This is a genomic window from Streptomyces kurssanovii, assembly GCF_040677245.1.
In the GTDB taxonomy this organism is placed as follows: Bacteria; Actinomycetota; Actinomycetes; order Streptomycetales; family Streptomycetaceae; genus Streptomyces; species Streptomyces kurssanovii.
Window position 1 is genome coordinate 1 of record NZ_JBFAQK010000124.1, and the last position, 2,000, is coordinate 2,000.

The window sequence follows — 2,000 nt, forward strand, 5'->3', positions numbered from 1 at the left end:
GGGGTCGGGCGAGTTCGTTACTTCAGAACTAACACAGTGGACGCGAGCAACTGAGGACAAGCCCTCGGCCTATTAGTACCGGTCAACTCCACCCCTTACAGGGCTTCCATATCCGGCCTATCAACCCAGTCGTCTACTGGGAGCCTTACCCTCTCAAGGAGGTGGGAGTCCTCATCTCGAAGCAGGCTTCCCGCTTAGATGCTTTCAGCGGTTATCCTTTCCGAACGTAGCCAACCAGCCATGCCCTTGGCAGGACAACTGGCACACCAGAGGTTCGTCCGTCCCGGTCCTCTCGTACTAGGGACAGCCCTTCTCAAGACTCCTACGCGCACAGCGGATAGGGACCGAACTGTCTCACGACGTTCTAAACCCAGCTCGCGTACCGCTTTAATGGGCGAACAGCCCAACCCTTGGGACCGACTCCAGCCCCAGGATGCGACGAGCCGACATCGAGGTGCCAAACCATCCCGTCGATATGGACTCTTGGGGAAGATCAGCCTGTTATCCCCGGGGTACCTTTTATCCGTTGAGCGACGGCGCTTCCACAAGCCACCGCCGGATCACTAGTCCCGACTTTCGTCCCTGCTCGACCCGTCGGTCTCACAGTCAAGCTCCCTTGTGCACTTACACTCAACACCTGATTGCCAACCAGGCTGAGGGAACCTTTGGGCGCCTCCGTTACCCTTTGGGAGGCAACCGCCCCAGTTAAACTACCCATCAGACACTGTCCCTGATCCGGATCACGGACCCAGGTTAGACATCCAGCACGACCAGAGTGGTATTTCAACGACGACTCCACCTGAACTGGCGTCCAAGCTTCACAGTCTCCCACCTATCCTACACAAGCCGAACCGAACACCAATATCAAACTGTAGTAAAGGTCCCGGGGTCTTTCCGTCCTGCTGCGCGAAACGAGCATCTTTACTCGTAGTGCAATTTCACCGGGCCTATGGTTGAGACAGTCGAGAAGTCGTTACGCCATTCGTGCAGGTCGGAACTTACCCGACAAGGAATTTCGCTACCTTAGGATGGTTATAGTTACCACCGCCGTTTACTGGCGCTTAAGTTCTCAGCTTCGCCACCCCGAAGAGTGACTAACCGGTCCCCTTAACGTTCCAGCACCGGGCAGGCGTCAGTCCGTATACATCGCCTTACGGCTTCGCACGGACCTGTGTTTTTAGTAAACAGTCGCTTCTCGCTGGTCTCTGCGGCCACCCCCAGCTCAAGCAGCAAGTGCTATCACCGGTGATGGCCCCCCTTCTCCCGAAGTTACGGGGGCATTTTGCCGAGTTCCTTAACCATAGTTCACCCGAACGCCTCGGTATTCTCTACCTGACCACCTGAGTCGGTTTAGGGTACGGGCCGCCATGAAACTCGCTAGAGGCTTTTCTCGACAGCATAGGATCATCCACTTCACCACAATCGGCTCGGCATCAGGTCTCAGCCTTATGTGAGGCGGATTTGCCTACCTCACGGCCTACACCCTTACCCCGGGACAACCACCGCCCGGGCTGGACTACCTTCCTGCGTCACCCCATCGCTTACCTACTACAAGTCTGGTTCGTCGGCTCCACCACTCCGACCTCGTCCGAAGACTCAGCCGGCGGCTTCACGGACTTAGCATCGCCTGATTCGATATTGGGCGTTTCAAAGCGGGTACCGGAATATCAACCGGTTGTCCATCGACTACGCCTGTCGGCCTCGCCTTAGGTCCCGACTTACCCTGGGCAGATCAGCTTGACCCAGGAACCCTTAGTCAATCGGCGCACACGTTTCTCACGTGTGTATCGCTACTCATGCCTGCATTCTCACTCGTGAACCGTCCACAACTCGCTTCCGCGGCTGCTTCACCCGGCACACGACGCTCCCCTACCCATCACAGTCCCCGTTGGGGGTATGTACTGCAATGACACGACTTCGGCGGTACGCTTGAGCCCCGCTACATTGTCGGCGCGGAATCACTTGACCAGTGAGCTATTACGCACTCTTTCAAGGGTGGC

Annotated in this window: 1 rRNA gene; it reads right to left on the reverse strand. The window is 57.0% G+C overall.

What is annotated here, in order from left to right:
• Positions 1 to 52 precede the first annotated feature (52 nt).
• A 23S ribosomal RNA gene (locus AB0K36_RS34635) occupies positions 53 to 2,000 on the reverse strand; the annotation flags it as partial.